The sequence below is a fragment of the Psychrobacter faecalis genome (assembly GCF_016107575.1).
GTDB classification, from domain to species: domain Bacteria; phylum Pseudomonadota; class Gammaproteobacteria; order Pseudomonadales; family Moraxellaceae; genus Psychrobacter; species Psychrobacter faecalis.
In genome coordinates this window covers 40,742-47,755 of record NZ_JABAST010000023.1, presented here as the reverse complement: position 1 = coordinate 47,755, position 7,014 = coordinate 40,742, and the positions used below count along the sequence as shown (strand labels likewise).

At 43.8% G+C, this 7,014-nt stretch carries 6 protein-coding genes; 1 reads left to right on the top strand and 5 read right to left on the bottom strand.

Features of this window, described 5'->3' with window-relative positions:
- Positions 1–153: 153 nt before the first annotated feature.
- From JFC07_RS08560 to leuA, 3 genes are all read right to left on the bottom strand, one after another.
- Positions 154–672 (bottom strand): helix-turn-helix domain-containing protein, encoded by a 519-nt coding sequence (locus tag JFC07_RS08560; protein ID WP_198328863.1) that lies wholly within the window; start codon positions 670–672, stop codon positions 154–156.
- Between the two features lie 121 nt (positions 673–793).
- On the bottom strand, positions 794–1,405 hold the full coding sequence (locus JFC07_RS08555; protein ID WP_198328862.1) for a hypothetical protein: 612 nt from the start codon (positions 1,403–1,405) through the stop codon (positions 794–796).
- 287 nt (positions 1,406–1,692) lie between these two features.
- Positions 1,693–3,477: a 2-isopropylmalate synthase gene (leuA, locus tag JFC07_RS08550; RefSeq protein ID WP_198328861.1), complete on the bottom strand. Its 1,785-nt coding sequence runs from the start codon at positions 3,475–3,477 to the stop codon at positions 1,693–1,695.
- A 227-nt stretch (positions 3,478–3,704) separates the two neighbouring features.
- Between leuA and JFC07_RS08545 the strand changes: the two genes are divergently transcribed.
- A complete protein-coding gene (locus JFC07_RS08545; RefSeq protein WP_068408697.1) occupies positions 3,705–4,193 on the top strand; it encodes an Lrp/AsnC family transcriptional regulator in 489 nt (162 codons plus the stop codon).
- Here JFC07_RS08545 and JFC07_RS08540 read toward each other — a convergent pair.
- Both JFC07_RS08540 and JFC07_RS08535 read right to left on the bottom strand, forming a co-directional pair.
- A complete protein-coding gene (locus JFC07_RS08540; protein WP_198328860.1) occupies positions 4,190–5,518 on the bottom strand; it encodes a YbfB/YjiJ family MFS transporter in 1,329 nt (442 codons plus the stop codon). The two genes, JFC07_RS08545 and JFC07_RS08540, sit on opposite strands and share 4 nt — an antisense overlap.
- 119 nt (positions 5,519–5,637) lie before the next feature.
- A complete protein-coding gene (locus JFC07_RS08535) occupies positions 5,638–6,993 on the bottom strand; it encodes an ABC1 kinase family protein (RefSeq protein WP_068408695.1) in 1,356 nt (451 codons plus the stop codon).
- Positions 6,994–7,014 lie beyond the last annotated feature (21 nt).

Below are 7,014 nucleotides of genomic sequence, written 5' to 3'. Positions count from 1 at the left end.
CATATCGACCTTTATGGTGATGGTAGATATCACGGATACGCTGTTTAAGATCGGCGTATTTATCTTTACTAGTAAGACTCGCTCTATGGTAGTAGAAGCTGCTCCGCGCAAGCTTTGCTATGGCGAGTAGATCAGATAATGGATGATGCTCTCTTAATCCTTCGATGAGCCTTGCTTTGTCTGGTTGGCTTTCCTCTCTTTGAGCAAGGCATCGAGCTTTTTTAAATAAGCATTCTCCGCACGCAAATACTCATTCTCGCGTTTGATCTCTTCTATACTCTTTTCATGGTCAGGTTTGTCAGTGAGATAAGGATGCTTCACAGTGGGTCGTCCTTTAGCTTTAGCAGTTAAGCCTAGCATACCATGACGGGCATAGGAGCTACGCCAAGCACTGATTAAAGCAGGTGAGCTAATGTTAAACCTCAAAGCGGCTTGTGATTGACTTAAACTTTCACCTGCCATTGTGGTCAGGACTTGAAGCTTGAACTCACGACTGTAGATGGCTTTGCCAGTTTTAGGTTTGATTGCAAGTATACCGTCTTTTAAGTACTGGTTGACCCACTTAAAAACATCTTTATCATTAATATTAAAATGCTTTGCGGTAGCATAAGCGGAATGACCTTGCTGATAATAGACGATCACTCTTATCTTAAAGTCTATGTCGTATTTCATAAAATAACCCCCAAAAGTTGTGTCCAACTTATGGGGGTCAGTTCAAAAAGATAGCGGTTTTTTTATATGTCTAAATTTTATAAAGTGCTGCTTAAATTTTATAAATAACGCTAAAAGAATGCTAAGGTAATATTCTGGTGAAATTCATAAAGCATTCTGTACCCTCAGGATCGGCGCACCACTGCATTTTATTGCCTTCATGGTTCAAAAACGCTATTAATGCCTCGCCAGTTTGATCTACCTGATTACCCGAGCAATCGACTTCGTTATTATCATAAACCGTTTTTAGCGCAATAATAGGTAAGCCTTCATCACGATGGGTGACTAAGTAACGCCCGTAAGTCCACTCTTTACCACTGACTGCCCACATCTCATTATCGGCCGCAAAATTATAAATTTCCCGACATTGAGTAGACTTAGCGGTTAGCAGGTTTTTACTGCTAGTTGGCTGCACCTTGACGATACGCTTTTCATTTTGGATCAACACGCCACCCTCAGCGCCAGTGCCTACTTTTGGTTCATCAATTTTGCCCAGCTCCATCTTTGACGCCGCCTGCTTAGCTTGCGCTTCTTTGGTCATCGTGATGCCACTGTCTAAATCTATCTCCCACTGTCCGGCGATAGCGGGACTGATATGGGTGGTAATGGTAGGTTTACTAACCGCTTCACCGTTCACTGGCAGTGACGCTAAAATAGAAGCCAATGAAAATGAAGCAAAAGATATAGGTTCCATAATTAACCTTTTTTAATATTATAATAATAAATAAGACGTACATTAGCGTAAGTCTTAGACACCAAAAACACAAGTAACATTATGCTATTAGTCGTACGACTTTGATCAACCATGACCTCAACGTAACCCTTCATCAATAAATTCATGCCCAATATTGTTTTTAAAACTCACCTACCAAATATTAAGTGTATATACACAAAAATAACGCCATGGCTAATTTGCAAAAGCCATGGCGTTATAGACTAACATCGTAAATCGAACTATTTTATTATCGGCTAAAGGCGATATTAAGCAGCAACTGGACTAGCCGCTTGAGCAAAAGCAGATAACGCGCCTTTCAGCATCGCTGATACCGTGCTACTACAAGTGCCGATGCCTGAGTAAACATCACCGTCAACATTTAGTTGAATGTAAGCCGCGGCATTGGCGTTGGTTTTATTGTCATTATTGGTATCATCATCGATACCATTACCGCTGTTGTGCTGCGGATTAATCGCATGCTCAGCGTAGTTGATGACATGGATAGATTTACCTGTGTGCTGCGCAAGCCCATCAATAAACGATGACAAAGGACCATTACCGGTTCCGTCAATAGTAATGGTGTCGCCATTCATCTGTACTTGACCGTTAAAGTAGACCTCGCCGCCTTTGTTATTGACACTATAATCTAGAAGCTCGAAGCTGCCTTGCTGTAGATATGTCTCTTCAAAGGCTTGTAAGATTTCATCGTTTTGCAATTCACGAGCAGCGCTTTCCGCTTGTTTTTGGACCACGCCGCTAAAGTCAATTTGCATCCAGCGCGGTAAATTAAAGCCATAATTGCGCTGCAAGATATAAGCAACGCCACCTTTACCAGATTGGCTATTGATACGCACCACATCTTGATAGCTGCGACCGATGTGCGCCGGATCAATCGGCAGATAAGCAACGTCCCAAACGTTATTGGTTTCATCTTGATGTTTTTCATTGTAATCAAGAGATTTTTTAATAGCATCCTGATGCGAGCCGCTGAAGGCGGTAAACACAAGCTCACCAACGTACGGATGGCGCGGATGTAGGGGCAAGTTATTACACTCGCTCACCACTTGTACAATCTCGCTCATATTACTAAAATCAAGCTCGGGGTCAATACCTTGACTAAACAAGTTCATCGCCATCACCATGATATCCATATTACCCGTACGCTCGCCATTGCCAAGCAAAGTGCCCTCGATACGATCGGCACCAGCAAGCACGCCAAGCTCGGCAGCAGCTACCGCACAGCCACGGTCGTTATGTGTATGTAAGCTTACCGTGACATGCTCACGCTGGGCAATATGACGACAAAAATACTCAACTTGGTCGGCAAATACGTTTGGCGTTGATGCTTCAACCGTCGCCGGCAAGTTTAAAATCACTTCTTGGCCGTTTTCAGGCTGCCAAACCTCACACACCGCGTCACAGACTTCGACCGCATATTCCGTTTCTGTTTGGCTAAAGCTTTCAGGCGAATACTGAAATACCCATTCTGTTTCAGGATATTTGGCTGCGTATTCAACCAATAAATTAGCGCCAGCAATGGCTATTTCTTTAATTTCTGCTTTATCCTTAGCGTATACTTTTTCGCGTTGTACGCGGCTGGTTGAGTTATAAACGTGGACGATAGCACGCTTCGCGCCTTTTAATGACTCAAAAGTACGGGCAATCAAATGCTCACGCGCCTGCACCAATACTTGCAAGGTCACATCGTGAGGGACATGATTTTCTTCAATCAACTTGCGAGCAAAATCAAACTCTACTTGCGCCGCCGACGGAAAACCAATTTCAATCTCTTTAAAACCCACATCGACCAAGGTTTTAAAAAAGCGCATTTTTTGTTCAATGGTCATCGGATCAATCAGCGCCTGATTGCCATCACGCAGGTCCACGCTTGCCCAAATTGGTGATTTCTCAATCGTCTTGCTCGGCCATGTACGATCTGCTAGCACAGGAGCAAACGCAAATGGACGATATTTACGGAAATCAAAAGCGGCATTTTTTGGGGTGACTTTTGCAGGCGCGCGGTCTGCATTGCGTGTTGCTTGATTAGGCATAATCAATCCTTAGATAACATAAAGAGCTGAGTTGAAGTATAGTTTTAACTGGGCAACTAATGACCAAGCACTCTTTATCATACGAGATAATAAAAGTTTATGCCATTATAATAACAAAGTTTCTGTGCTAGAAATCAGCTTTATTTAGCTACTATTTATAAAATTTTAGTGAAATAGACCACTGTCTCACCTATAATTAGATTATTCCACTAGATAGGTGATATCCGATGTTAAATAATCATACGAACAATGTTTTACCTATAGATATTGATGCTACCGACAAACAGTTATTACGCTTACTACAAACCCAAGCACGTATGAGTATTACCGAGCTTGCCGAGCAGGTGAATTTATCGGCGACCCCTTGCGCGCGCCGTATCAAACGCTTGGAAGAAGCAGGTATTATCACCGGCTACCATACCCAGACCGATGCGCAAAAACTTGGCTATCCTTTAGCCGTTTTTATTGCGATTAGCATGGATCGCCATACTGCAGATCGCTTTGAGCATTTTGAAGAGAAAATTCAAAGTTTCGATGAAGTGGTGAGCTGTAGTATTGTCACCGGTCGCACCGAAGATTATCTAATCAAAGTACGGGTGCGTGATATGGCACATTATGAAGAATTTTTATTACATAGGCTCAATCGCATCGAAGGCGTCGCTCAAGTGCATACCAGTTTTGAGCTACGAGAAGTCTTTAGCCGTAGCGTGGTCTAGTTTAACTGCTTTTGAGCTTGACGCTGAAAAAAGAAGACTAAAACCAATCCCACTAATAAACCGCTCGCTGCGACCAATAAACCCGCGTTAAAATTATCCTGTTTCCCTGCCAGCGCTACCGTGACCAGCGGCCCTATGAACTGCCCTATGGCATAGGCCAAAGTTGCCAGTCCAATCAGCAAATTTGAGTAAGCGGGATTGATATTTTTAATTAAATTTAGCGTCATTGACACCATACCGACAAAGGTTAATCCTAAAATCACCGCATTACCGTACAAGCCAATAGCGCCATCAAACCATAGCGGTAAACACATGCCAAACGCTTGTAATAACGTCAACCCCATCAAGGTTCTGCTTTCGCCAATACGCTTGGCAAGCGCGCCCCAAATAGGGTTCGATAGCATGGCAAAGATACCAACCACCAACCAAATCAGTAGCCCTGCATAGCTTTGTGCTGTCAGGCGCTGCGTTGCCATGACTGGCAAAAAAGTCGCCGACGTAATATAACCAAACCCCGCCAGCACATAACTTGCCGACAGTAATGCAATCGCCTTGCTATGACCAGCGGCCGCTTCATATAACGAACGTTTAAAATTACGATAAGCTTGCGGTACAGATAGGTTTTGATTGTTATGGTTTAATTCGGCAGGCTTCGATTTGAGAGCCTTTTGCTGAAAGGATTGTAAATTAGAGGACGTGGATTGAGATGAGTGTGAAGCGGACGAAATCAAGCTTTGTGGTCTGATAGCATAAAGTAGCCATAATAACGGCAGACTGATAACTCCTGCTACCAGCCAAATAATATCAAAATGATAACCGAGCGTTAATAGCCACCATGTCAAGACGGCAGAGGCACTGATACCGACGCCAATCCCCGCATAGTGCAAAGCTGAGAGCACTGAGCGGCGCTCATTGCTAAAGTTTTGAATAACCAGCGATGAGCTTAAAATCATGGCCACACCGCTGGCGATACCCGATAGTAACCGAATAACATACCAGCTATTTAATGACAGATTTGGCACCACCAATAGCATGGTGGTCACGATGCTGACGGCTGTCCATGTTATGAGCATTTGCCATGTCAAACGCTGGGGCACAAACATCGCAATCAGCGCCCCAATAAAATAACCACTATAATTGACCGAAGCCAGCCAACCTGCAATGACCGTCGATAACGATAATTGCGTCATGATATCAGGTAAGGTGGCGGTAAATAAAAAGCGCCCAAACCCCATCACTACTGCCAGACAATACAACCCTATGCAAGCAATCGCCGTTTGATGGGTAATAATAGTAGCAGCACGGCTTTTAAGAGCAGTCATCATGACAGAGCCATTTTGTGGCAAAACGCCCACAATCCTTTGTGTTAAAAAAAGCCATACCTAACCAATTAAAAATAGAAAAACGTCTCAATACAACACTTACTGCTATCACGTGCTTACTACTAAGAAATATTGCGAATTGGATTGCTTGCTTGTTCAGCTGCTTTTGTCTGCCCTAGCATTTGCACGCGCTGATCGCTAAACATATCCATGTCAGGGGCAAGCGTGCGCATAAAGCGATCAAAATAGAGCATTTGCTTGGTCAATAAGGCAAAGTCACGTGGGAAATGAATACCATGACGCTTGCCGACCTCAACAATCTCTAGCATCATTTTATTGAGCTCATCAGCTTGCTCTTTACTATTAAAAGGCACACCGCTGGTAAAGGCTTTGTCTTCTGCCATGATGGTTTTCATCATACGCTGCAAATCATTGCCCAATGCCGCGACGTCAACCTGATTGCCGCCATGAGTCATTTCCATATCAACCATATGGCGCGCCATTGCTTGATAATCACTGTCTTGCATTGCTTGCATCATACCCATACAGGCGCGCCAGCTTTCCGCTTTTAATTTACCAACGATACCGAAGTCTAAGAAACCAATACGCCCATCGGTTAATAGCATCAAGTTACCCGCGTGCAAATCTGCATGGAAACTATTACACAGCATCAAACTGGCAAACCAAGTATTAAGGGTATCTGCCATCACTTGCGCCGGATCATTACAATACTGACGCATGGCGGCTTCATCTACCATAGAAACGCCGTATAAGCGGCTCATAGTCAGCACGCGCTTGGTGGTCAGCTCCTCATAGACAGTTGGCGCAACGACGCGTGTATTTCCTGATATCGCTAAAAACTGCTGAAAATCACGGATATTTTGCGCCTCAGCAATAAAATCGGTTTCGGCAAGCATCCGCAGACGAATCTCATCGATGATTGGCGCAATACTGGCAAAGCGCATCGAAGGCATTAGTAGCTCAACCAACTTGGTCATAGCGTGCAAGACGCCCAAATCGGTTTGCATAATCGTTTCAACGCCTGGTTTTTGTACCTTTAGCACTACTTCATCGCCATTATGTAAACGCGCGGCATGCACTTGGGCAATAGACGCTGAAGCGAGTGGTTTTTCGTCAATATAAGCAAAAATCTCTTCAAGCGACAGGCCAGCGGCGGCCAGCTCTTCTTTTAATACCTGTTCAATATAGGCATAGGATAAGGGCGTCGTTTGATCTAAACAGCTTTGAAACGCCTCTACATATTCGCGCGGAAATAATGACGGCGTACTGGCGATAAACTGCCCGATTTTAATATAAGTCGTGCCCAATTGCTCAAAGGTTTCTTTTAACAGCATCGCATCGGGTTTTTCACCCTTTGCCACTCTCAGTGCTGACAAACCAGCAACGCTTGCGGTTTGGCGCACACGATTAACGACATTAAAGGTATGCTTTAATAAATGCGGACGATGAATTTTCATAAAAAAACAACTATGGTAATA

What these genes read in the sequence shown, in the direction of transcription:
- JFC07_RS08535 (WP_068408695.1), bottom strand. Translation starts at nt 6,993, where the DNA reads ATGAAAATTCATCGTCCGCATTTATTAAAGCATACCTTTAATGTCGTT.
- JFC07_RS08555 (WP_198328862.1), bottom strand. Translation starts at nt 1,405, where the DNA reads ATGGAACCTATATCTTTTGCTTCATTTTCATTGGCTTCTATTTTAGCG.
- JFC07_RS08540 (WP_198328860.1), bottom strand. Translation starts at nt 5,518, where the DNA reads ATGATGACTGCTCTTAAAAGCCGTGCTGCTACTATTATTACCCATCAA.
- leuA (WP_198328861.1), bottom strand. Translation starts at nt 3,477, where the DNA reads ATGCCTAATCAAGCAACACGCAATGCAGACCGCGCGCCTGCAAAAGTC.
- JFC07_RS08560 (WP_198328863.1), bottom strand. Translation starts at nt 672, where the DNA reads ATGAAATACGACATAGACTTTAAGATAAGAGTGATCGTCTATTATCAG.
- JFC07_RS08545 (WP_068408697.1), top strand. Translation starts at nt 3,705, where the DNA reads ATGTTAAATAATCATACGAACAATGTTTTACCTATAGATATTGATGCT.